The 24,083-nt window shown below is 53.9% G+C and carries 20 protein-coding genes and 1 pseudogene; 13 read left to right on the forward strand and 8 right to left on the reverse strand.

Features of this window, described 5'->3' with window-relative positions:
• Nucleotides 1–40 precede the first annotated feature (40 nt).
• The 7 genes from pstC (at nucleotide 41) to ABLU96_RS15200 (ending at nucleotide 7,702) form a co-directional block, all read left to right on the forward strand.
• Complete coding sequence (gene pstC / locus ABLU96_RS15170; RefSeq protein ID WP_004107261.1) at nucleotides 41–1,000, forward strand: phosphate ABC transporter permease PstC; 960 nt, start codon at nucleotides 41–43, stop codon at nucleotides 998–1,000.
• Nucleotides 1,000–1,890, forward strand: a complete 891-nt coding sequence (pstA, locus tag ABLU96_RS15175; protein WP_004855748.1) for a phosphate ABC transporter permease PstA — start codon at nucleotides 1,000–1,002, stop codon at nucleotides 1,888–1,890. The genes pstC and pstA overlap by 1 nt, the downstream gene beginning before the upstream one ends.
• Before the next feature lie 47 nt (nucleotides 1,891–1,937).
• Nucleotides 1,938–2,711: a phosphate ABC transporter ATP-binding protein PstB gene (gene pstB / locus ABLU96_RS15180; RefSeq protein WP_004855746.1), complete on the forward strand. Its 774-nt coding sequence runs from the start codon at nucleotides 1,938–1,940 to the stop codon at nucleotides 2,709–2,711.
• Between the two features lie 49 nt (nucleotides 2,712–2,760).
• Nucleotides 2,761–3,486 (forward strand): phosphate signaling complex protein PhoU, encoded by a 726-nt coding sequence (gene phoU / locus ABLU96_RS15185; RefSeq protein ID WP_004107251.1) that lies wholly within the window; start codon nucleotides 2,761–2,763, stop codon nucleotides 3,484–3,486.
• 584 nt (nucleotides 3,487–4,070) lie between these two features.
• Complete coding sequence (locus ABLU96_RS15190) at nucleotides 4,071–5,717, forward strand: carbohydrate porin (RefSeq protein WP_064406042.1); 1,647 nt, start codon at nucleotides 4,071–4,073, stop codon at nucleotides 5,715–5,717.
• 41 nt (nucleotides 5,718–5,758) lie between these two features.
• On the forward strand, nucleotides 5,759–6,925 hold the full coding sequence (locus ABLU96_RS15195) for an alpha/beta hydrolase-fold protein (RefSeq protein ID WP_064406041.1): 1,167 nt from the start codon (nucleotides 5,759–5,761) through the stop codon (nucleotides 6,923–6,925).
• Nucleotides 6,926–6,979: 54 nt separating this feature from the next.
• The gene (locus ABLU96_RS15200; protein ID WP_064406039.1) at nucleotides 6,980–7,702 is read left to right on the forward strand and encodes a glucosamine-6-phosphate deaminase; all 723 of its coding nucleotides are present in this window, start codon (nucleotides 6,980–6,982) and stop codon (nucleotides 7,700–7,702) included.
• Between the two features lie 55 nt (nucleotides 7,703–7,757).
• Here ABLU96_RS15200 and yieH read toward each other — a convergent pair whose 3' ends face one another.
• Entirely contained in the window at nucleotides 7,758–8,423 is a 666-nt protein-coding gene (gene yieH / locus ABLU96_RS15205) for a 6-phosphogluconate phosphatase (protein WP_032718760.1), read from the reverse strand.
• A 167-nt stretch (nucleotides 8,424–8,590) separates the two neighbouring features.
• Between yieH and adeP the strand changes: the two genes are divergently transcribed.
• Entirely contained in the window at nucleotides 8,591–9,928 is a 1,338-nt protein-coding gene (gene adeP / locus ABLU96_RS15210) for an adenine permease AdeP (RefSeq protein WP_014839859.1), read from the forward strand.
• 48 nt (nucleotides 9,929–9,976) lie between these two features.
• Here the strand turns inward: adeP and ABLU96_RS15215 are convergent, their stop codons facing one another.
• From ABLU96_RS15215 to ABLU96_RS15235, 5 genes and pseudogenes are all read right to left on the reverse strand, one after another.
• The gene (locus ABLU96_RS15215; RefSeq protein ID WP_004855733.1) at nucleotides 9,977–10,543 is read right to left on the reverse strand and encodes an NADPH-dependent FMN reductase; all 567 of its coding nucleotides are present in this window, start codon (nucleotides 10,541–10,543) and stop codon (nucleotides 9,977–9,979) included.
• 37 nt (nucleotides 10,544–10,580) lie between these two features.
• Complete coding sequence (locus ABLU96_RS15220; protein ID WP_046877123.1) at nucleotides 10,581–11,318, reverse strand: hypothetical protein; 738 nt, start codon at nucleotides 11,316–11,318, stop codon at nucleotides 10,581–10,583.
• Nucleotides 11,319–11,464: 146 nt separating this feature from the next.
• Nucleotides 11,465–12,424 carry an HTH-type transcriptional regulator YidZ gene (yidZ, locus tag ABLU96_RS15225; RefSeq protein WP_048262969.1) on the reverse strand — a complete coding sequence of 320 codons (960 nt, stop codon included), beginning with the start codon at nucleotides 12,422–12,424 and terminating at the stop codon, nucleotides 11,465–11,467.
• Nucleotides 12,393–13,577 carry an MFS transporter gene (locus tag ABLU96_RS15230; RefSeq protein ID WP_064407350.1) on the reverse strand — a complete coding sequence of 395 codons (1,185 nt, stop codon included), beginning with the start codon at nucleotides 13,575–13,577 and terminating at the stop codon, nucleotides 12,393–12,395. Before ABLU96_RS15230 ends, yidZ begins: the two co-directional genes overlap by 32 nt.
• A 179-nt stretch (nucleotides 13,578–13,756) precedes the next feature.
• Nucleotides 13,757–14,150 (reverse strand): annotated as a pseudogene (locus ABLU96_RS15235) (GNAT family N-acetyltransferase).
• Between the two features lie 926 nt (nucleotides 14,151–15,076).
• On the opposite strand from ABLU96_RS15235, the gene ABLU96_RS15240 reads away from it, so the two are divergent.
• The 5 genes from ABLU96_RS15240 to ABLU96_RS15260 all read left to right on the forward strand — a co-directional run bounded on the left by ABLU96_RS15240 (nucleotide 15,077) and on the right by ABLU96_RS15260 (nucleotide 20,577).
• Nucleotides 15,077–15,619, forward strand: coding sequence for a fimbrial protein (locus ABLU96_RS15240; RefSeq protein WP_025107553.1), 543 nt, complete (start codon nucleotides 15,077–15,079; stop codon nucleotides 15,617–15,619).
• Between the two features lie 76 nt (nucleotides 15,620–15,695).
• On the forward strand, nucleotides 15,696–16,403 hold the full coding sequence (locus tag ABLU96_RS15245; protein ID WP_032751796.1) for a molecular chaperone: 708 nt from the start codon (nucleotides 15,696–15,698) through the stop codon (nucleotides 16,401–16,403).
• 2 nt (nucleotides 16,404–16,405) lie between these two features.
• Nucleotides 16,406–19,006: a fimbria/pilus outer membrane usher protein gene (locus tag ABLU96_RS15250; RefSeq protein ID WP_057173438.1), complete on the forward strand. Its 2,601-nt coding sequence runs from the start codon at nucleotides 16,406–16,408 to the stop codon at nucleotides 19,004–19,006.
• Between the two features lie 189 nt (nucleotides 19,007–19,195).
• The gene (locus ABLU96_RS15255) at nucleotides 19,196–20,065 is read left to right on the forward strand and encodes a fimbrial protein (protein WP_025107556.1); all 870 of its coding nucleotides are present in this window, start codon (nucleotides 19,196–19,198) and stop codon (nucleotides 20,063–20,065) included.
• Between the two features lie 11 nt (nucleotides 20,066–20,076).
• Nucleotides 20,077–20,577, forward strand: a complete 501-nt coding sequence (locus ABLU96_RS15260) for a fimbrial protein (protein ID WP_025107557.1) — start codon at nucleotides 20,077–20,079, stop codon at nucleotides 20,575–20,577.
• Nucleotides 20,578–20,875: 298 nt separating this feature from the next.
• Here the strand turns inward: ABLU96_RS15260 and mnmE are convergent, their stop codons facing one another.
• Both mnmE and yidC read right to left on the reverse strand, forming a co-directional pair.
• Nucleotides 20,876–22,240 carry a tRNA uridine-5-carboxymethylaminomethyl(34) synthesis GTPase MnmE gene (gene mnmE, locus ABLU96_RS15265; RefSeq protein ID WP_025107558.1) on the reverse strand — a complete coding sequence of 455 codons (1,365 nt, stop codon included), beginning with the start codon at nucleotides 22,238–22,240 and terminating at the stop codon, nucleotides 20,876–20,878.
• 194 nt (nucleotides 22,241–22,434) lie between these two features.
• A complete protein-coding gene (yidC, locus tag ABLU96_RS15270) occupies nucleotides 22,435–24,081 on the reverse strand; it encodes a membrane protein insertase YidC (protein WP_004855708.1) in 1,647 nt (548 codons plus the stop codon).
• Between the last annotated feature and the right edge of the window lie 2 nt (nucleotides 24,082–24,083).

Genomic DNA, 24,083 nt, shown 5'->3' on the forward strand with positions numbered 1-24,083 from the left:
AAACTACGATTTTTTCTGGCCCGAAACTGAAGAGTAACTTATGGCTGCAACCAAGCCGGCATTTAACCCTCCGGGGAAAAAGGGTGACATAATTTTCAGCGTGCTGGTAAAACTGGCGGCGCTGATTGTGCTATTGATGCTTGGCGGCATCATCGTCTCCCTTATCATCTCGTCCTGGCCAAGCATTGAGAAATTTGGCTTTGCCTTTCTGTGGACCAAAGAGTGGGATGCGCCGAACCAGATTTTCGGCGCCCTGGTACCCATTTACGGGACGCTGGTCACCTCATTTATCGCGCTGCTGATCGCCGTACCGGTGAGCTTCGGTATCGCGCTGTTCCTGACGGAACTGTCACCCGCCTGGCTGAAGCGCCCGCTGGGTATCGCTATTGAGCTGCTGGCCGCGATCCCCAGTATCGTTTACGGCATGTGGGGCCTGTTTATTTTCGCCCCGCTGTTTGCGACCTATTTTCAGGAGCCGGTTGGCAACGTTCTGTCGACCATTCCGTTCGTTGGCGCGCTCTTTGCGGGCCCGGCATTTGGTATCGGTATTCTGGCGGCGGGCGTGATTCTGGCCATCATGATCATTCCTTACATCGCGGCCGTTATGCGTGACGTCTTTGAACAGACGCCGGTGATGATGAAAGAGTCCGCCTACGGTATCGGCTGCACAACGTGGGAAGTTATCTGGCGTATCGTTCTGCCTTTCACCAAAAACGGCGTGATCGGCGGGGTAATGCTCGGTCTGGGGCGCGCGCTGGGGGAAACTATGGCGGTGACCTTTATTATCGGCAACACCTACCAGCTTGATAGCGCTTCGTTATATATGCCGGGCAACAGCATCACCTCCGCGCTGGCGAATGAGTTTGCCGAAGCGGAAACCGGACTGCACGTTGCCGCATTGATGGAGCTGGGCCTGATTCTGTTCGTTATCACCTTTATTGTTCTGGCCGCATCGAAGTTTATGATCATGCGCCTGGCTAAGAATGAGGGGGCTCGCTAATGGCGACGATTGAATTACAAACCACCGCGGAGCTGGCGGAATCCCGTCGCAAAATGCAGGCAAAACGCCGCATGAAAAACCGTCTCGCCCTGACGCTATCGATGGCGACCATGGCGTTTGGTCTGTTCTGGCTGATCTGGATCCTGATGTCCACCGTCACCCGCGGCATCGATGGTATGAGCCTGGCGCTGTTTACTGAAATGACGCCGCCGCCAAATACGGCGGGCGGTGGTCTGGCAAACGCCCTGGCGGGCAGCGGATTGCTGATCCTCTGGTCGACGGTTATCGGTACCCCGCTGGGGATTCTGGCGGGGATTTATCTGGCGGAATATGGCCGTAAATCCTTGCTGGCCGAAGTGATTCGTTTTATTAACGATATCCTGCTTTCCGCGCCGTCGATTGTCGTCGGTCTGTTTGTTTACACCATCGTCGTTGCGCAGATGCAGCACTTTTCCGGCTGGGCGGGCGTGATTGCGCTGGCGCTGCTGCAGGTGCCTATCGTTATTCGTACTACTGAAAACATGCTGAAGCTGGTTCCGGACAGCCTGCGTGAGGCGGCATATGCGTTGGGTACGCCGAAGTGGCGCATGATCTCTGCGATCACCCTGAAAGCATCGGTATCGGGCATTATGACCGGTATTCTGCTGGCCATCGCCCGTATCGCCGGGGAAACGGCGCCGCTGCTGTTTACCGCGCTCTCCAACCAGTTCTGGAGCACCGACATGATGCAGCCGATTGCTAACCTGCCGGTGACGATTTTCAAATTTGCCATGAGTCCCTTTGCGGAGTGGCAGCAACTGGCATGGGCCGGGGTCTTGATTATCACCCTGTGCGTATTGCTGCTGAACATTCTGGCGCGCGTTGTTTTCGCGAAGAATAAACACGGTTAATTTTTGCGGCGCGGCGAAACGCGGCGCCGAATGAGGAAAAGAACGAGATGAGTATGGTGAATGCGACCCCGGGTAAACTTTCAGTTCGTAACCTGAATTTCTACTACGGAAAATTCCATGCCCTGAAAAACATCAACCTGGATATTACCAAAAACCAGGTTACGGCGTTTATCGGACCGTCAGGCTGCGGTAAATCCACGCTGCTGCGTACGTTCAACAAAATGTTTGAGCTGTACCCGGAGCAGCGTGCGGAAGGCGAAATTCTGCTCGATGGCGATAATATTCTGACCAACACCCAGGATATCGCTCTGCTGCGCGCCAAAGTGGGGATGGTGTTCCAGAAGCCGACGCCGTTCCCGATGTCGATTTATGACAACATCGCCTTTGGCGTGCGCCTGTTTGAGAAGCTTTCCCGCACGGATATGGATGAGCGCGTGCAGTGGGCATTGACCAAAGCCGCATTGTGGAATGAAACCAAAGATAAACTGCATCAGAGCGGATATTCTCTCTCCGGTGGCCAGCAGCAGCGTCTGTGCATCGCGCGCGGTATCGCTATTCGTCCGGAAGTTCTGCTGCTGGATGAGCCCTGCTCGGCGCTGGACCCGATCTCTACCGGGCGTATTGAAGAGCTGATCACTGAACTGAAACAGGATTACACCGTCGTTATCGTGACCCACAACATGCAGCAGGCCGCGCGTTGCTCCGACCATACGGCATTTATGTATCTTGGCGAGCTGATTGAATTCAGCAACACGGACGATCTGTTTACCAAGCCCGCTAAGAAGCAAACTGAAGATTATATTACTGGCCGCTACGGTTGATTGCCCTTCTGCTATCAGGCTCTAACCTATTGGGCAATCAGGAGATACTATGGATAACCTAAATCTTAACAAACATATTTCCGGCCAGTTCAATGCTGAACTGGAGTACATCCGCACCCAGGTCATGACCATGGGTGGGCTGGTGGAGCAGCAGCTTTCTGATGCGATCACCGCGATGCATAACCAGGACAGCGAACTGGCAAAGCGCGTTATTGACGGCGACAAGCAGGTCAATATGATGGAAGTGGCGATCGATGAGGCCTGCGTGCGCATCATCGCCAAGCGTCAGCCGACCGCCAGCGACCTGCGTCTGGTGATGGCGATTATTAAAACCATCGCCGAGCTGGAACGCATCGGCGACGTCGCGGATAAAATCTGCCGCACCGCGCTGGAAAAATTCTCCCAGCAGCATCAGCCGCTGCTGGTGAGCCTGGAATCGCTGGGGCGCCACACCGTGCAGATGCTGCATGATGTGCTGGACGCCTTTGCGCGTATGGACCTTGATGAAGCGGTGCGTATTTATCGCGAAGATAAGAAAGTCGACCAGGAATATGAAGGCATCGTGCGCCAGCTGATGACCTATATGATGGAAGATTCGCGCACCATTCCAAGCGTCCTGACCGCCCTGTTCTGCGCCCGCTCGATTGAGCGTATCGGCGACCGTTGCCAGAACATCTGCGAATATATTTTCTACTTCGTCAAAGGTCAGGATTTCCGTCACGTTGGCGGCGACGAGCTGGATAAACTGCTGGCCGGGAAAGATCCTAAAGAGTAATAAATCACAGAGACTAATTCTGATAAAGGATGTATCAGAATTAGTTATGATTAATTTTACTCCTGTTTTTAATTAACAAAATTGGTGCGATTGTCGTCACAAATAATAATTTCATCAATTGTGGTTTGATTTTAATAGCGTAACAATGCGGTACATTAATCGGGTGACTTGTTGCGGCAAGGCTCGAATAAAAACTCTGGATTGTTACTGCGCAAGCAGGCAAAACCTGACATCACCGTTAACCTGGTGATGTCAGGTTTTTTTTTGCCAGATAATCCGCCATCAGCCGATGAAAGGGATTGTTACCGCAGCGCGGGCAAAACCTGAAGCAAGCCTCCTCTGTTTTCTGCAGGGGGATTGCTTCAGGTTTTTTTTGATTTGATGCAAGGCTGTTTGTGGGTAAACCAGGATGGTATTAACCGAATAAATAATAGTGCTGGTTTTAATAACGTTCTTTTTTTCCTTAAGGGGAACACCTTTTCGGTAACAAGCTTTATTCGATAGAAAAATAAAAATACGCCTTCGCGTTAGTTGACATTTTATCGCGATACTCAGTTGCACGCATTTTTATATAAAGGGAACTTATGTTTAAAAGAAATCTGATTACCCCGGCAATACTTATTATGGCGCCGCTCGCTTATACAACCCATGCTATGGCGGAATCGCTAACCGTTGAACAGCGTCTTGAGCTTCTGGAGAAGGCGCTTAAGGATACGCAGAGCGAACTAAAAAAATATCAAGATGAAGAGAAGGCCAGAAATCGACTCTGGATTGCCGGTACGCAGCCTGGCGCACCTGAGCAGAGCGCGTCCGCGCAGGTTGTCAGCGCGCCCGCGCCGGCCGGCGGCGCTGCAAAACCGGCGGCGGTTCTGGTGAAAAACGAACAGCCCGCGGCTAACGGCGAGTCCATTTACAGCTCGATGACAATGAAGGATTTCAGCAAGTTTGTGAAGGATGAAATTGGCTTCAGCTATAACGGCTATTACCGTTCCGGCTGGGGGACCGCATCCCATGGTTCACCTAAGTCCTGGGCGATTGGCTCGCTGGGTCGCTTTGGTAATGAATATTCGGGCTGGTTTGATTTACAACTTAAGCAGCGGGTTTATCAGGAAGGCAATAAGCGGGTTGATGCGATCGTGATGCTTGACGGCAACGTCGGGCAGCAGTATTCCTCCGGCTGGTTTGGCGATAACGCTGGCGGCGAGAACTATATGCAGTTCTCTGATATGTACGTCAACACCAAAGGTTTCCTGCCATTCGCGCCGGAAGCGGATTTCTGGGTGGGTAAGCACGGTGCGCCGAAAATTGAAATCCAGATGCTGGACTGGAAAACGCAAAGAACCGATGCCGCAGCCGGCGTTGGTCTTGAAAACTGGAAGGTGGGCTCGGGTAAGTTTGATATTGCGCTGGTGCGCGAGGACGTTGATGACTACAACCGTACGTTGACCAAAAGCCAGCAAATTAACACCAATACTATTGATATTCGTTATAAAGAGATCCCGCTTTGGGATAAGGCGTCATTGATGGTCAGCGGCCGGTATGTCGCGGCAAATCAGAGCTCATCCGAGAAATATAATGAAGGTAATAATGGATATTATGAATGGAAAGATACCTGGATGGCGGGGACGTCGTTAACGCAGAAATTTGATAACGGCGGATTTAACGAATTTTCCTTCCTGCTGGCAAATAACTCCATCGCCAGCAGCTTCTCGCGCTATGCGGGATCCAGCCCGTATACCACATTCAACGGCAGATACTATGGCGATCATACCAACGGCACCGCCGTTCGCTTGACCTCGCAGGGGGAAACCTATTTGAGTGATGACATCATCATGGCGAACGCCATCGTTTACTCCTTTGGTAATGATGTCTACAGCTACGAGACCGGCGCGCACTCCGATTTTGAGTCTCTTCGCGCCGTCGTGCGCCCGGCCTGGATCTGGGATAAATATAATCAGACCGGCGTTGAATTGGGCTATTTCAAGCAGCAGAACAAAGATAGTACCGGCAAGAAATATAACGAATCCGGCTACAAAACTACCCTGTTCCATACCTTTAAAGTGAATACCAGTATGCTGACCTCCCGCCCGGAAATTCGTTTCTATGCGACTTATATTAAAGCGAAGGATATCGACCTGGATAAGGCGGCTAACAGCAATACCAGCAGCATTTTTGAAGATGGTAAGAACGATCAGTTTGCCGTTGGCGCTCAGGCTGAAATCTGGTGGTAAGGCTGGCAACGGTCAGGACAAAATTCTAAAGAGGATTAACGATGAAACGACATGCTATTTACTTCGCTCTGGCGCTGGCGGGCGCGGCGTTTACCGCTCATGCCGCGCCGTTTCCGGCCACGCCGAGCGCGGCGATCCCGGTCAGCCAGTATATTACCCAGGTTAACGCCGATAAGAGTATCACCTTCCGCCTGTTTGCCCCGGATGCAAAACGGGTGTCCGTGGTAACGGGGGCAACGCCGGATACCTTTGTCTCCCATGATATGAGCAAAGATGAGCAGGGGGTCTGGACATGGAAAAGCGATGCGCTGGCTCCCAATCTCTACGAATACTATTTTGATGTCGACGGATTCCGTTCCGTCGATACCGGTAGCCGCTATCAGAAGCCACAGCGTCAGGTGAATACCAGCCTGATCCTGGTCCCCGGCAGCATTCTTGACGATCGCGCGGTCGCTCACGGCGAGCTACGAACCCTGACCTATCATTCAAAGGCGCTGAACGCTGAGCGTCGCGTCTACGTGTGGACGCCGCCAGGCTATACCGGTACCGGCGAATCGCTGCCGGTGCTCTATTTCTATCACGGTTTTGGCGACAGCGGACTGTCGGCCATCGACCAGGGCCGTATTCCACAAATCATGGATAACCTGCTGGCGGAAGGCAAAATCAAGCCCATGCTGGTGGTGGTGCCGGATACCGAAACCGATATTCCTGACGCGGTTGCGGAAAACTTCCCGCCGCAGGAGCGGCGTAAAACCTTCTATCCGCTGAATGCGAAAGCGGCTGATAAAGAGCTGATGAACGATATTATTCCGCTGATTGATGCGCGCTTTAACGTGCGTAAAGACGCGGACGGCCGGGCGCTTGCCGGGCTGTCGCAGGGCGGTTATCAGGCGCTGGTCTCCGGAATGAACCATCTGGAGAGCTTCGGCTGGCTGGCGACGTTCAGCGGCGTAACGACAACCACGGTACCGGATGCCGGCGTCGAGGCGCAGCTACACAACCCACAGGCGATCAACAAGCAGCTGCGTAACTTTACCGTCGTCGTGGGCGAGAAAGACGTGGTTACCGGCAAGGATATCGCCGGGCTGAAAGCGGAGCTGGAGAAGCAGAAAATCAACTTTGATTACCATGAGTATCCGGGCCTGAACCATGAAATGGACGTCTGGCGTCCCGCCTACGCCGAATTTGTACAGAAGTTGTTCAAATAGCATGAAGGAGCCAGTTCGCTGGCTCCTTATCTTCAATACCTTGAGGGAGACAATATGAAATTAATCGTGACGGAAGATTATGCCGAGATGAGCCTGGTCGCCAGCCATCACGTTCTGGGCTACATCACCGCGCCGCGCAGGGTGAACCTGGCGGTAACGGCAGGCAGTACGCCGAAGAAAATGTATGAACATCTGACGGCCGCGGTTAAAGGTAAATCGTTCTATTCTCAGGTCCATTATTACAACTTTGACGAGATTCCGTTCCGCGGACAGAATCGTGAAGGCGTGACCATTTCCAATCTGCGCAGCCTGTTTTTCACCCCCGCGCAAATCTCTGAAGAGAATATCCACCCGCTCAGCCATGAAAACTTCAGGCATCACGACCAGCGGTTACAGGACGAAGGGGGCCTCGATCTGATAGTGATGGGCCTCGGCGCTGACGGCCATTTTTGCGGTAATTTGCCGAATACCACGCGCTTCCACGATGCGACGGTGGAAGTCTCTATCGTCGGCGATATGGTGGATCTGGTCGCTCACGGCGAGATGGACGGCGACTTCTCTGCGGTGCCGGATAGCTACGTCACGATGGGGCCAAAAAGCGTCATGGCGGCGAAAAACCTGCTGCTGATCGTCAGCGGCGCGGCAAAAGCGCAGGCGCTAAGGCAGGTGATTGAAGGCGAAGTCAGCGAGCGGGTTCCGGCTTCGGTGCTGAAATTACATCCTTCCCTGGTGATTGTGGCTGATAAAGCGGCGGCTGCGGAGTTGAGTCAACCGTAATCCACTTTCAGCGTAGCGCAGGCGGGACGCGCCCTGATAGCGCTACGCTCCGGGTTTATCGCGTTATATTCCAGCCGCGCGCCTGCCATAACTCAGGTAGCTCTTCGAGGCGGGTAAACGTCGTCACCTTCGGATGTTCGATCGGCTTATTATGCGGATCGGCGCAGAAGTAGAACACTTCCATGCCGGCGGCGATCCCCGACTGCGCGCCTGCGCTGGAGTCGTCGACAAGAATGCAGTTCTCGACGTTAACGTTCATCGCTTTTGCGGCATGCAGCATCAGGGCCGGATCGGGCTTCCAGCGCTGGATATCGTAGCCGCTGTACAGACGCTCCGGGAAATGGTGCAGCATTGCGGTTTTACCGAGAGAGTGCTGCATTTTGCTCACCGGGCCGTTGGAGACCACGCACATCGGCACGCTGACCGCGTCCAGCAGCGCCTGTGCGCCAGAAATGACTTCCAGTTCAGTATCAAACAGGCGCGCGACTTCATCGCGGTACACCGGCTCAAGGGTCGCCTTATCCAGATTAACGCCGTACTCCGCGTTAATGGTGTCGATAATCTCGTACAGCTTGACGCCTTTGAAGCGCTTAAAAATCTCGTCTAAATCCAGCGTAATGCCGAATTCCCTGAACATGTGAACGTAGGCGCGGGAGCAGATCACCTCGCTGTCGACCAGCGTGCCGTCACAGTCGAAAAATACTGCTTCTGGTTGGGTCATGTCGTTTCCATTTTAATAAGTTAACGTTTTCGTCTTGCTGATTAGTGAGACGCAATCGTTGCCGTATAAGCAAAATCGATGAAAAAAAGTATCTCACAACCGCCCTTATTGTCGCATTTTGGTATAGGATAGCGACGAATTTTCCCTCCTTTGTTCGGAAACCGATAATGAGTCAACAACAAACCAGCCAGTCATCTGGCCCGGGTCTGCTGGAGCGCGTGTTCAAACTACGTGAACACGGCACGACGGCACGCACCGAAGCGATTGCAGGTTTCACCACTTTTCTGACAATGGTGTACATCGTTTTTGTTAACCCACAGATCCTCGGCGTGGCGGGTATGGATACCAGCGCCGTGTTCGTCACAACCTGTCTGATCGCCGCGTTCGGCAGCATCATGATGGGCCTGTTCGCTAACCTTCCGGTGGCCCTGGCGCCGGCGATGGGACTGAACGCCTTCTTTGCTTTTGTCGTGGTACAGGCAATGGGCCTGCCGTGGCAGGTCGGGATGGGCGCGATTTTCTGGGGGGCGGTTGGCCTGCTGCTATTGACGATTTTCCGCGTACGCTACTGGATGATCGCCAATATCCCGGTTAGCCTGCGTATCGGTATCACCAGCGGTATTGGCCTGTTCATCGGTATGATGGGCCTGAAGAACGCCGGCGTGATCGTCGCCAACCCGGAAACCCTGGTGAGCATCGGCAACCTGACGTCCCACAGCGTACTGCTGGGCATTCTTGGCTTCTTTATTATTGCGATTCTGGCTTCCCGCAACATCCACGCCGCGGTGCTGGTTTCTATCGTGGTTACCACGCTGCTGGGCTGGCTGCTGGGCGACGTTCACTACACCGGCATCGTATCCATGCCGCCGAGCGTCACGACGGTCATTGGGCATGTTGACCTGGCAGGCTCGCTGAATCTCGGCCTGGCGGGCGTGATCTTCTCGTTTATGCTGGTGAACCTGTTCGACTCCTCCGGTACCCTGATCGGCGTGACCGATAAAGCTGGTCTGGCCGATGCGCAGGGTAAGTTCCCGCGGATGAAGCAGGCGCTGTTTGTCGATAGCGTCTCGTCCGTTGCGGGCTCCTTTATCGGCACCTCTTCCGTAACCGCCTATATTGAATCTTCCTCGGGCGTTTCCGTAGGCGGACGTACCGGCTTAACCGCCGTGGTCGTTGGTCTCTTGTTCCTGCTGGTGATCTTCCTGTCGCCGCTGGCGGGTATGGTCCCGGCCTATGCCGCAGCCGGCGCGCTGATTTACGTTGGCGTCCTGATGACCTCTAGCCTGGCGCGCGTGAAGTGGGATGATTTAACCGAATCAGTGCCGGCGTTTATTACCGCCGTGATGATGCCGTTTAGCTTCTCCATTACGGAAGGTATTGCCTTAGGCTTTATCTCTTACTGCGTAATGAAGATCGGTACCGGTCGACTGCGCGACCTCAGCCCATGCGTGATTGTGGTTTCGCTGCTGTTTGTGCTGAAGATTGTGTTTATCGACGCGCATTAATACCCGCGCCGTCACACTCAGCCGTTCTGGCGAGTGTGACGGCGTCTATCAGGCTTTAACTCGCTGAATATACTCGGCAAAAGCGCTAAGCTGTCCGCTCAGATGGTCGAGCGTGCTCTGATCGACGACTTTCCCCTCCTGCGGATCCACTTTGTTCTGAATCACGCCGCCCATAAATTCGGGCTTATTCATCACCATAGCGTCGAGGAATACCAGAATCTGACGCAGGTGATACTGACAGCGCGCACCGCCAATAGCTCCCATCGAACTGGTTTGAATCAGTACCGGCTTACCGGCCAGCGGCTGTTCCGGCAGGCGAGATAGCCAGTCGATGGCGTTTTTCAGGCCGCCGGGCACCGAGTAGTTGTATTCCGGCGTAACGATAACCACGCCATCAGCCTCGCGAATTTGCTGAGCGATATCCTGAACGCTTTGTGGGAATCCCTCTTCCTGCTGGACGTCGGCATCATAGAGAGGAATATCGCCAATGGACGGTAACGCGGAAACCGCCATTCCTGCGGGCGCGATGCCGGGGAGGGTACGCGCGACCATGGCATTAAAAGAGCCTTTGCGCAGACTTCCGAGTAACGTAACAACTTTCAACGTATCAGACATGATTGCTCCTTTGCATCATGATGGCCGGGTTATCCGGTCAGTTGAGGGAGAAGGCTTTTTCTACCGGTAAATGGGTGAAACGCATCAGCCGGGCGGACGGCTCTCTGGCGCGAGCCTGCGCGTCGGGCAGGCTGCGCCAGCCCTCTTTACCATTATATTCCCAGACTTTCAGCTGGCCGATATCCGGACTGGCGGCGATGGACCAGACCAGCACCGTTTCGGCATCGCACACCGCTTCGATTGACTGCGTCCCGCTTGTCCGTAATCGTCCGGAGCCCGGAAGAAGCTGGAGGTTAACGGCGTTTTCACCGGTCAGTTTCATGACGCTTTTGCGGAGTGCGTCAAGCTGAGCGCGCGCTTCATCGGGATCGTGCTGGTTGCTAATCCATACCCGCTCATTACTGTTAAAGACGTAGCGGTCGGCGTCGGGCGAGGCATGTAAACTGCGGGAGGCGTGCGGTAATTCCATATCCAGGCCGCAATCACCTTCGGTGGATAACGCGACGCCGACAATATTCCCGGCATAGGAGATGGAAAAACGCGGGAGATTTTCGTCGCGGAAAGCGGGTTTTCCATTCTCTTCGTCAATAATTTCAGGAAGTTCGCTGATGCCGTACAGCATAAAGAGGAGTTCTGCGAGGAGTGACCGTGATGCGCGATAGCGGCTTTGTCGGTACTCAGGCAGGCGGCTGGCGGATTGATGACAGGCCGCTGACAGGCGTGTTGATAGCGGTTCCCGGGTGTTGAGTATCCCTCTTGCAAAATGCGTTGCCATTCGTCGCTCCGTGATTAATGGTCAATGATAGAAATTGCGAATTATATTATCGCTCAGAATTGCCAGGTTTTAATGCGGAAATCACCCCTTGCGCAATAAATTGCATAAATTTTACAATTTATTGCGCAAGACGGGCTAATCCAACGCTAGAGCGGTTCAGTATAGAGCTGCCTGAGCGTTTCTCGCAGCCAGACGATCTTCGGATTGTAGCTGTTGCGCTTATGCCACAGGAGGGTGAAGGGGACGCGTATTTTCTCCAGCAGGGACGGCTCCAGCGGCAACGGGAGTGAAACCAGCGGCAGATGGTGCTGTTGATTGTAACGCTGGCAATAGCGCGGGGCGGTGGCCAACATCGTATGATGAGGCTGGGCCGCCATAAACAGCGACTGCTCAAAACCCGGAACGGTCAACGCCACGGTGCGTTTATGCCCCAGATCGTGCAGAACATCATCCAGCGCCCAGGTATCGCTTTGTTCCCAACAGATATTGATATGCGGATAACGCAGGAAAGTGTCCAGATTCCACTCCTCGTTCAGCGCGGGATGATCGGCGCGCAGCCATACCTGCGGAAGATCGGTAAACAGGATTTCAAAATCGATATACCAGGGCAGCAGGCTGAGCTGTTCACGGGAGCGAGGATGGGTTTCCCGGCCGCAAAAACCGATGTCGACTTCACCGCGAATAATCGCATCCAGCGAATCATAATCCCAGTTACGCAGGCGGATCAGCGCCTGCGGATAGCGCTGGTAGATCCGCTGTGAAAGCGTATTCAGCAGGATCATCAGCAGCGGCGACTCTGCCGCCAGCTCAAACTTTAACCCGCTCGGCATGGTGTGATGAGGCTTATCGAGGATCTGATTACCCATCTGCATCCAGTCCGCCAGATCCTGCTCCATACTGCTCATCAGCGGCGTGGGTGACAGCCCCAGAGGCGTTTTGACAAACAGCGGATCGTCAAACCAGGCGCGCAGCTTGGCCAGCGATTTACTCACCGCCGACGGCGAAACGTTCATCCGTTTCGCCGTGCGGGTGACGCTGAGCTCCTGGGTTAAGAGCTGCAGGCACAGCAGCAGGTTAAGATCGAGACTCGACAGGGGTTTCTTCATAGCGTTGCGCGGCCCGCGCCGGAGAGGTGACCATAATCAGAACAATGCTCACTATGCTACAGGCAATAAGTATCCCGATCAGCATATTCATCGCGCTGAGTCCGATGATAGCCGCCAGCCAAATCCACAGTGAAGAGCCGCAGACCTGAGCAATTCCCAAAACAGAACTCGCCACGCCGGCGCGCAGGGTGAATGGCCCAAGGGCCTGACTCATTGCTACGCCAAAGCCGGCGGAGAACCCGGCGCAAATCAGTCCCAGACCCAGCATCGTCATCGTCTGGCTGGGGGAGAGGCTCAGCAGCACGCCGGCGATAAAGAACAGCACCTGCGAGGTCAGCATCAGGGTGCGGGGCTTAAATAGCGTCAAAGCGAACGGCGTTGAGAACGACACCACCATGCTAACAAGCGCCATTAGCGCCATCGCCATGGAATAGGTGCCGCGATCGAAGCCCATCACTTCCATCATGATCACCGGGGAGACGTTAACGTAAGTCAGGATAGCCGTCACGCTCAGGGTGGTTATGATAATTCGGCTGAGAAAAAAGCGGTTAAGCAGCGACTCGGGGACATTATTTTGCTGCATCGCCGCATGTGGCGCGGCTGTGGGACGCGTTTCCCGCAAGATAAAGACCGAGAGCAGTCCCACCAGAACGCCCATGCCTGTCATGGTATAGAACAGGCTCTGCCACGGGTATTTCAGCATAATCAGGTGGCCGAGTACCGGCGCCAGTACCGGAATAATGCAGGTGATACCGTTAAGGAGGGAAAGCACTTTCGCCCGGCGGCGATCGTCGAGGGTATCGCGCAGCACCGCAAAGGCGACGACGTAGCAGCTGCCCGCGCCAATCCCCTGAATAAAACGCCCAGCCAGGAAGTGGGCGCTGACCTGCGCCTGCGAGCAGAGAAGGGAGGCCAGTATGAAGACAACGGCACCGAAAATCGCCACCGGCTTGCGCCCTGATTTATCGGCGATACGACCCGCAAACAGCATCGCCGCGGCCATTCCCGCCAGATAAACCGAAAAGGCGATATGCAGCTGCGCTTCACTGGCCCCCAGATCCTGCGCAATGCGCGGTAGACCGACCAGATACATATCGATGCCGGATGGATAAAGCAGAACCAGCGCAAAACTGCAGATAAGAAAGCGTGCCATAGAACCCCTCGCATTAGAATGCGGTACAGAATAGTGGGGTTCGTGCGGGAGTACGAGTTGCCATTTGGACAACAACGATTTCCTGGGAGGAAAAACGGTTGAAAGATGTGCAGCGATAATTTAATTATTTGTTTTTATATCGCTTTTTGATATTTCCAATCAAGCGATCGCGTCCCGCATTATTTCCAGATCTTGGCCATACCTTCACTTTCTGGCCTGACGCTGGAAAACCCAAATTTGGCGTACAGTTCGGGAACATCCGCCACCAACGAGACGTATGCCCCTTTAACCGCGTTTTCATCCAGCCAGGAGACGATTTTCTGCATGATCTGGCGACCGAGACCTTTTCCCTGATGGGCCGGGTCCACGGCGACGTCGACGATTTCAAAGTTCAGCGCGCCGTCGCCGACGATGCGTCCCATACCAACGGGCACGCCCGCATAGAGGACATGCACGCCGTAGCAGCTACGCGGCAGACCCGCGCGGGCGCGGCGACATACCTGATATGACGCGCAGGCGACAAAAATCTTCCGCCGAAGGGACGGTATCAATAAACGTGTAATCAGCCATCATTGTCGTATCCGGTAAGTGGGAGTACCGATAAGGGTAATAGACAAAGCGATACGCCGTGAAGACGCTAAAGGAAAATAATTAACCCGCTTTAACAGGACGTTAAGGCGAGTGAGTACGCTTTATTTAATCTCATTTCTGATGCCCTGCTGATAGGGTGTGTTTTTTCCGCAACTATCTGTTTATGCCCATCATACTTCAAGTTGCATGTGCGTTGGCTTTGTTACTCGGCCTAAGATCTCGCCCCTACGGGAACAGCGCAAGCGCTGTTCAAGACACAAGTACCTACCGTCATATGGCATACGAGTAGTGACTCCCCGAGTGTTATGAACCCCTGCTTTGGAGGCTCGTATAATATTTTTTTTGCATTTATCCTGACCCCATAAATAGGCGATGGTTGAGAGCCGCCTGCATTCAAATTTTTATTTAAAGAGCAGCCATGATCGATGCTGGAATCTCGACGCTCGGCTGTATAAAAAGGCAATGTTGTGAAGCGTTATTTTGTAGTGCGTTAAGAGAAAGCGAGCAAGTACCTGAACATATTAGAACTGGGATAACCAGGGGGGGGTAAAGTGATAGTTGAGTGCTTTTATGTATCTTGTTGTTTTTTAATAAATGTTTTGGTGGTTTTGATGTTTTTTTCGGGGTGTTGAGCGAAGTCCAATAATGGATGAAATATTCTGTTGAGATGGTTGGGGGTTCTATTTCATAATCTTTTGCAGATTAATATTACATAAGGAAGTTGGCGTGTAAGCATTAGGGTGCTGATTGAAATGCGCCATGGGCTTTCTTTTTCAATATTTTACTCCGCTGTTTGTCATCTTAAATAATGTATTTAGGGGGGTCATTCTTCCCTGAATGAACCGTTGTATGGTTCTATTTTAAAAGAATGAATGAGTAATGATTATATTTTTATTAAGGATTAAATAATGAAAAAGCAATTTGTAATGACTGCTGTGGCAGCATTGTTCAGCGTAGGGATGGGTGTGGCTCATGCGGTTGATGGAACGATCAACTTCGTCGGTACCGTTACTGCCGACAGTTGCACCGTGGATATCAACGATCAGACAAACCCAACCCTGAACCTGGGTACCGTGAACACGGTTGATCTGGCGAAAGCTGGCGACACCGGTCCGGCAACGAACTTTACGCTGGATCTCACCGCTTGCCCGAATACGGTTACCGCAGCAAGCGTGACTTTTACTGGTAATGCCGATGGCTCTATGAACACGGCGTTCAAAAATGAGTCCAGCGACAGCGGCGCGGCTACTAATGTTGGCGTTCAGCTGTACGACGCATCTGCAGCCAAAGTCAGCCCGTCTTCTGCTGTCGACGTTAGCTCTTTCCTGACGGCGGACGCTACCACTACCGAAGCACATATTCCATTCACCGCTCGTATGGTTGCTGTGGCTGATACCGCAACTGCCGGTACGCTGGTTTCTCACGCTGACTACACCATCAGCTACCAGTAACCCTCCGTATCAGGGAGAACGCCAGGGCACGGAGGCCCTTGTTTTCAAACGATTAGGAAAGAGGATGCAACGGTTCATGAGAAAGTCAGTTATTTACGGTCTGCTGGCGGCTGCGATGTGCGCCGTAACATCTGCGCACGCAGGGGTCGTTATCGGCGGTACGAGACTGGTTTATCACGGCGGCGATAAGGAAGCGTCCATTCAGGTGATGAACAGCGCTAACGGTCAGATTCCCTACCTTATTCAAAGTTTTGTCGATGACAAAGGCCCGAAAGGAGATCGTCCTGGTACCACCGGTTCGCTGCCCTTTACCGTTACGCCACCGCTGTTTCGACTGGATGCTGGTTCAGAAAATACGATTCGCGTTGTCAGAACAGGGGGGAATTTCCCGGCAGATCGGGAAAGCGTTTACTGGCTGGATGTGAAGGCGATACCGGCAAACAATCCGGCGGATAAGGGCAAGAACGTGCTGCGCTTTTCGCTGAAAAACCGAATCAAACTTTTTTATCGTCCCAAAGGCGTTGCCGATCCCACCAGTGAGGCAATGGAGGCGATCGGTTTTCACAGGACGGGCAACAAGCTGACCGTCACCAATCCAACCCCCTGGTATCTGAGCTTCTTTAAGCTGAACGTCGGTGACAAAGTGGTCGATACGGCGTTTACCATGGTCGCGCCGCACGGTTCGACTGATTACACCATTCCGGCAGGGGCAGGCGGGAAAATCACCTGGCAATATATCAATGATTATGGCGCAGGATCGTTGGTTCTGGACGGGAAAGGGTAATCATGTCTCAACCATCCATAGACGTAGCGGGCAAAAGCAGCGCTTTTTTATTACAACCGCTTGCCTGCATTATTATTTTAGCGCTGTATGGAACGCAGGGCGCGCTGGCTCAGGATGAGTTCGATATGGCGGCGCTGGAGACCAGTGGGCCCAAACTTAACGTTGATCTCAGCCAGTTTTCCCAACCCGGTTCACAGCTACCGGGTCGCTACCACGTAGACGTTTATGTGAACCATGAGCAGGTTGACACGCAAACGCTGGACTTTGTGCAGGATAAACATGGGCAGCTTACGCCTGTGGTGACCCCCGCGCTGTTGGCGCAGTGGGGTATTAAGATTGGTGATATCGATGCGCTGCGGAACAAGAACAGTATCAACGATCTGGCTGCAACCGTCCCGGATAGCCAGATCAGACTTGATTACAGCCAGATGCGTCTGGATCTCACCATACCGCAGGCTGACGTCAACAGCGCGGCGCAGGATTCCGTCAGCCCGACGCTGTGGGATGAAGGAGTGCCGGCGCTGCTGCTGGGCTATGACTTTAACGGTTCAAACACCTGGCGCGACGAGAACGATTCTGGAAGGGAAGATAGCTATTTTCTGAACCTGCACAGCGGCATTAACCTGGGCGCGTGGCGGTTGCGAAACTACAGCACCTGGACCTACAGCAAATCGCCGGAATATCACGACACCACAAGCGGCGAAGACGTTAGCAGCGGCGGGAGCAGCGAAAGCGACTGGAGCTCCATCAACACCTTTTTACAACGCGACGTGCAGGCCGTACAGGGGCTGTTAACGCTGGGCGATGCGACCACTCCTTCCGATGTTTACGACGGTTTTACGTTCCGCGGCGTCCAGCTTTCTTCAGACGATGACATGCTGCCTGACAGTCTGCGCAACTTTGCGCCAACGGTACATGGCATTGCAACCAGCAACGCGACGGTCACCATTCGCCAGAATAATAGCGTGATTTACCAGAAGCAGGTACCGCCGGGGCCGTTTAAGATCGACGATCTCTACCCAAACTCCACAAACGGCGACCTGCTGGTAACGATTAAAGAGTCAGACGGCAGCGAACGCAGCTTTGTCCAGCCGTTCTCCAGCGTGGCAATCATGCAGCGCGAAGGGCATCTTAAGTATGACTTCACCGGCGGTAAATACCGCAGCAACAGCGATGGTCAGGAGCCGAAGTTCGCCCAGATGACGCTGATCTACGGCCTACCGTACGATATGACGATATACGGCGGTACGCAGCTGGCGGATAGCTACCAGAACGGGCTGTTGGGGATGGGATTCACCCTCGGTGAACTGGGCTCCATCTCCTTTGACGGGGCCTATTCCTCGGCCGATTTGAGCAATGACGAGCACAAAGAGGGGCAGTCCATACGCGCCCAGTACTCAAAAAGTATGCTCAGCACCGGCTCAACGATCACGCTGGCGGCATACCGTTATTCCACTAAGGGCTACTACAGCTTTCAGGATGCGGCGGATCTAATCGTCGATGATTCTCACGATGACGACCTGAACGACCAGGATGAATTTGACTTAAGCCATAACAAACGTTCCCGCTGGCAGCTGTCACTCAGTCAGTCGCTACCAGAGGGCTGGGGATCGCTTTATGCGAGCGGCTACCAGCAGGATTACTGGGACGAAGGTGGATATGAGCGAAACCTGTCCCTCGGCTACGACACCAGCTGGGATGGCATGACGTTGGGCCTGAACTACACCTTCAGCAGCATGCCGGGAACAGAGGACGACCATCAGGGCGCGTTGAATATCAGTATCCCGCTGAGTAAATGGCTGCCGAAAGCCTATGCCGGATACAGCCTCAACACTAACCGCCACGGAGACACCACCCAGCAGGTCAGCTTGTACGGTACGGCTTTGAAGGATTCGAACCTTAGCTATAGCGTGATGGAAGGCTACAGCAACCATGAAAATTCCGGCAATAACGGCACGCTATCCGTCGATTATACCGGTCGCGCGGGCGAAGCGAACATGGGTTACAACTACGATCCGGACAGCAGGCAGGTGAACTATGGCGTGCAGGGCGGAGTGGTGGTGCACCCTTACGGCGTCACCTTTTCGCAGTCGCTGAGTGAGGATATCCAGTCGCTGGCGCTGGTGCGCTCGCCGGGGGTCAGCGATGTGACCGTGGAAAACGGCACCGGGGTCAGCACCGACTGGCGCGGTTATGCCATCGTACCTTATCTCACGCCGTATCGCCGCACGACGGTAAGGCTTGATACCAGCACCCTGGCCGACAATGCGGAAGTCGATAGCTCCACGGCGCAGGTGGTGCCGACGGAAGGGGCGATTGTACTGGCGGGGTTTAAAACGCATATCGGTGCGAGGGTGTTGATGCATCTGCATCACGCGAGTACGGACGTTCCTTTCGGCGCCACCGTCACGCTGGCAGAGGACGACAGCGTCAATAGCATCGTTAGCGACGGCGGTTCAGTGTATCTGACCGGGATGCCGCAGCAGGGCGACATCCTGGCACAGTGGGGCAAAGGAAAAAATGCGCAGTGCCATGCCCATTATCAGCTGCCACAAGAGGGTGAAAAAACTGGCGTAATTAATCTTGATGCGCAATGTCAGTAGAGAAAAGGTGGTGAAATGAAAAACAGAACAACATGCAGGCCGCCGTTGACAGGGCAGCGCGAGGCAAACACACGGTTTTTTCGCCAGGCGGTAATGGCTGGATGCGCTTGCACGCTATCGCTGAATGTCTGGGCTTCAGAGTGTTACTCGAGTGTTGCCTCAACGAGCGTTGATCTGAAAACGATATCGGTGTCGCCGGATCTGGCCGTTGGACAATCGATTACCGGCGGCGATAAAACGTTTGATTCGGTTCAGTTTGCGTCATGTGAATCCTCATTTACGGTAGAGAAATACTTTTATGGTTATCTCTATTCGTCGTTGGCTTCGGCGGGAACCTATAACGGCCGACTGACTTTTAAAACCAATTTGTCCGGCGTTGGCGTTCAGCTTGGCGCCAGCATGTCGGATACGAAAGGGGCCTCGGGCAACGGCTGGATAACCAGCGGCTCGTCAATAAAGCTGTTAACCGATGACAGTATCGGTTGGGGGGCGATGATTTATATGTCGATTACCCCAAAGCTTAATTTAATTAAAATCGCCGATTCGGTAAGCGGCGGTACGCTCTCCGGAAAGGTTGGTTACGGTCAGGCGAACGGCAACCAGGGGTCGGCAAATATCGATATTAATTTCACTGGCACGTTGTCGGCCAGCGGCTGTACCCTCTCCGGCGGCTCGGATCTGAGTTTTACGCTTGATGATGTGCAAAAAAGCGAACTGCCTTCGGTCGGGAGCACTTGGGGAGAGAGCAGTGAAAAAGATATATCGCTGAGCTGTACTGCCGGAACGAATGTCTATTTTACCCTTAGCGGCACACAGGAACCTGGCACCAGTGATACCAGTATATTAAAGAATAATGGCACCGCTAAAGGACTTTCCGTGCAGGTGATGGATCTGCATGGCGGCGGTAATCACCCGGTCAATCTGAATTACCGCTGGTCGCCGATTACCAGCTCAGGGACGACGGCAAAAATACCGCTCGCCGCGCGTTATATTCGCACGGGCGACTTAACCCCGGGCTCCGTTGACGCCAGCGCCACCTACACGCTTGATTATGATTAAGGAGAATGAATATGTTTCTGCGTTTATTTTTTCTCCCTTTGTTACTGCTAGCGATAGCGTCATTAGCTGAGGCTGACGGGGGCAATATTCATATTACGGGAAATTTGACGGCTCAATCCTGCACAGTAGATGGCGCTACAGATTTTACGCTTTCTTTGGGTACGGTTGACCGGGCGGATTTACCTTCTGTGGGTTCAACGGCTAATCAGGTTGGACTCAATATCCCGCTAAGTTGTATCAGCGGTACGAAAGTAATAATACAGATTGACGGCACCAGCGTAAGTGACAATAACACGGTCATGGTAAATACCGGTACCGCGGAGGGGGTCGGTACGCAATTACTGGAGCCCAACAATAACAACAGGCCTGTCCCACTCGGGAGTTCCTGGACAATTATCGAAAATTCACAGACCAGCGAAGTGATTACTCTTGGCGCCAGATTCTACAGAACAGGCGATGTGGTTCCCGGAACGGTGAATGCGACGGCGACTTATACCCTCTCATATGAATGAAAATGACAGGGTAGATATTTTTCTGCCCTGTCAGGTTATCGCGCTGTGCTTTCATCAGACCGCAGGCGGTCAGTAATGAAATCTCGATATGATTTATGCAGGTGCAGTTCGTGAGTTCTTTTGCTTGCCGCTAAACATTTGATGTGATTTTTAGCGTAAAAAGTGAACAATGACACAGCGTTTTTAATTCAGAATACAAAATCGCGGATGGTCCCGCACGACTACGCGCCAGTACAAACAATAAAAACCCGCATTAACAATCAGTTAGTGCGGGTTAGTCAATGCTCACATACTGAGCTTATTTACCAATACAGAAACTTGAGAAAATGCGTCCCAGCAGGTCGTCGGAGGTAAACTCGCCGGTGATTTCGCTCAGGCTCTGCTGGGCCAGGCGCAGCTCTTCCGCCAGCAGCTCGCCAGCCCAGGCGCCCAGCAGCTGCGCTTTACCCTGCTGAAGATGCTCTGCGGCGTCGGACAGCGCCTGCAAATGGCGGCGGCGCGCCAGAAAGCCGCCTTCCATATTGGTTTCAAAGCCCATGCTCTGCTTGAGATGATTACGCAGCACGTCTACGCCCTCGCCGGTACGCGCCGAAAGGCGAACAAGTGAGTGGTCATTCACTTCGCTCAGCCCCAGCGTTTCTCCGGTGATATCCGCCTTGTTGCGCACCACGGTAATCGGCAGGTTTTTCGGCAGACGGGCGATAAAATCTGGCCAGATATCTGCCGGATCGGTCGCATCGGTGGTGGTACCATCGACCATAAACAGCACGCGATCGGCTTGTTCAATCTCCTGCCAGGCGCGTTCGATGCCGATACGTTCGACCTCATCGTTCGCATCGCGCAGGCCGGCGGTATCAATGATGTGCAGCGGCATACCGTCGATATGGATATGCTCCCGCAGCACGTCGCGGGTGGTACCGGCAATATCGGTGACGATAGCCGCCTCCCGGCCCGCCAGCGCGTTCAGCAGGCTTGATTTCCCGGCGTTCGGCCGCCCGGCAATGACGACCTTCATCCCTTCGCGCAGCAGGCTACCCTGGCGCGCTTCGGCGCGCACGGCGTCAAGATCGGCGATAACGTCGTTTAGCTGGGCTTCGATTTTGCCATCGGAGAGGAAGTCGATCTCTTCGTCCGGGAAATCAATGGCCGCTTCCACGTAGATGCGCAGGTGCGTCAGCGCTTCCACAAGATGGTTTACGCGAGTGGAGAATGCGCCCTGCAGCGAATTCAGCGCAGAACGCGCCGCCTGCTCGGAGCTGGCGTCGATCAGGTCGGCAATGGCTTCTGCCTGTGCCAGGTCGAGCTTGTCGTTTAAAAACGCGCGCTCGGAGAACTCGCCGGGCCTGGCGATGCGCACGCCCGGCAGCGTCAGAATGCGTTTCAGAAGCAGGTCGAGGATAACGGGGCCGCCGTGGCCCTGAAGCTCCAGCACGTCTTCGCCGGTAAAGGAGTTCGGGCCGGGGAACCACAGCGCAATCCCCTGATCCAGCGCGCTGCCGTCGCTGTCTTTAAACGGCAGGTAGTCGGCATAGCGCGGCTTCGGCAGCTTGCCCAGCACCGCCTGCGCAACGTCGCGCGCCTTCAGGCCAGAGATGCGCAGAATGCCCACACCACCGCGTCCCGGTGGGGTTGCCTGGGCGACGATAGTGTCGTTATGGCTCATGGTGACTCTCTATGTGGATGTAAAAAAGGCGGTCTATTGACCGCCTTCTCTGGCATTAACTTTACCGTAGATTCTCGAAATAGTTCAAGTTGCAGGAAGGCGGCAAGTTAGAGAGGCCCCTGGAGCTTACTGAAGTAAGTGACCGGGGCGAACTAACGAAGCCAACGCATCTGCGGCTTGAAGAATGAAGAGAATCAGGATTTTTTCTTCTCGCGGCTATGCAGGCCACGCTTCTCCAGACCACGGTAAATCAGCTGCTGCTGAATAATGGTGACCAGGTTGCTGACGATATAGTAAACCACCAGACCGGACGGGAACCACAGGAAGAACACCGTGAAGATGACCGGCATAAAGGTCATGATCTTCTGCTGCATCGGGTCGGTCACGGTGGTCGGAGACATCTTCTGGATGAAGAACATCGTCGCGCCCATGATGATCGGCAGGATGTAGTACGGGTCTTGCGCCGACAGGTCGTGGATCCACAGGATAAACGGCGCATGACGCAGTTCAACCGAGGCGCTCAGCATGTAGTACAGCGCAAGGAAGATTGGCATCTGGATAATCAGCGGGAAGCAGCCACCCAGCGGGTTAACCTTCTCAGCTTTATACAGGGCCATCATTTCCTGGCTTTGACGCTGCTTGTCGTCGCCCAGACGCTCGCGCATTGCCTGAATCTTCGGCTGCAGCATACGCATCTTCGCCATGGAGGTGTACTGCGCTTTAGTCAGCGGGTACATGATGCCACGAACGATAAAGGTGATGACGATGATGGAGAAGCCCCAGTTGCCCAGGAAGCTATGGATCCATTTCAGCAGTTTGAACAGCGGCTGAGAGATAAACCACAGCCAGCCGTAGTCGACGGTCAGGTCAAGATGCGGCGCAACGGCGGCCATTTTGTCCTGAATAGCCGGGCCGACCCACAGGGTGCTTTCCAGCTTATCGGTTTGACCCGGCTGCACCAGAACCGGCTGAGATTTGTAGCCGATTGCCACAATACCGTTGCCGAGATTCGCGGTGTAGAAGTTGTTAGTACCGGTGTTCTGCGGAACCCATGCGGTAGTAAAGTACTGCTGCAGCATGGCAACCCAGCCGTTTTTGGTGCTGACGTTCAGGTTTTCGTTATCGACGATAGTATCGAATTTATATTTTTCGTACTTCGTTTCAGACGTTGAGTACGCCGCGCCACGGAAGGTGTGCATCGTCGTCAGACCGCCGGTCTGCGTGTCGCGATGCGTCGGCAGGTTGGCGGTTTGCTTCAGCTGGCCAAAGGTCGACAGTTCCAGCGGTTTTTCGCTGGCGTTCTGCACGCTATAGCCGACGTTCACCGCATATTCACCGCGCTTCAGGGTGAAAGTTTTAGTGAATACGTTGCCTGCTTTATCGGTGTACGTCAGAGGAATGACGATTTCGTTCTGGCCATCAGCCATCACAAACGCATCTTTATCGACGTTATACAACGGACGCGGTCCGTTAGCCGGGTTGTCCGGGCCATCACGACCGGTCAGGCCGCTCTGCGCCTGATAGGTAAACTGCGGAGTGGTTTCCAGAAGCTGGAACGGCTCAGTTGACTTCAGCTCTTTCGGATAATCCAGAAGCAGCGCTTGCTCAACATCACCACCGCGGGTGTTGATGGTCAGGTCAAGCACATCGGTTTTTACCGTAATCAGTTTCCCCTGGCCACTGGCCGGTACGCCCTGGTCGGCGGCGCTACCCGTTGCTGTGGTCGTTGTCTGCGTGGTCTGCTGCTGGGGTTGAGGATTGTTATCCTGCTCCCAGGCTTGCCAGATCATGAAAGACACGAACAACAAAGCGATGATAAGAAGATTGCGTTGCGAATCCATCG

Source organism: Klebsiella sp. CN_Kp106 (assembly GCF_040064575.1).
Lineage (GTDB): Bacteria > Pseudomonadota > Gammaproteobacteria > Enterobacterales > Enterobacteriaceae > Klebsiella > Klebsiella michiganensis.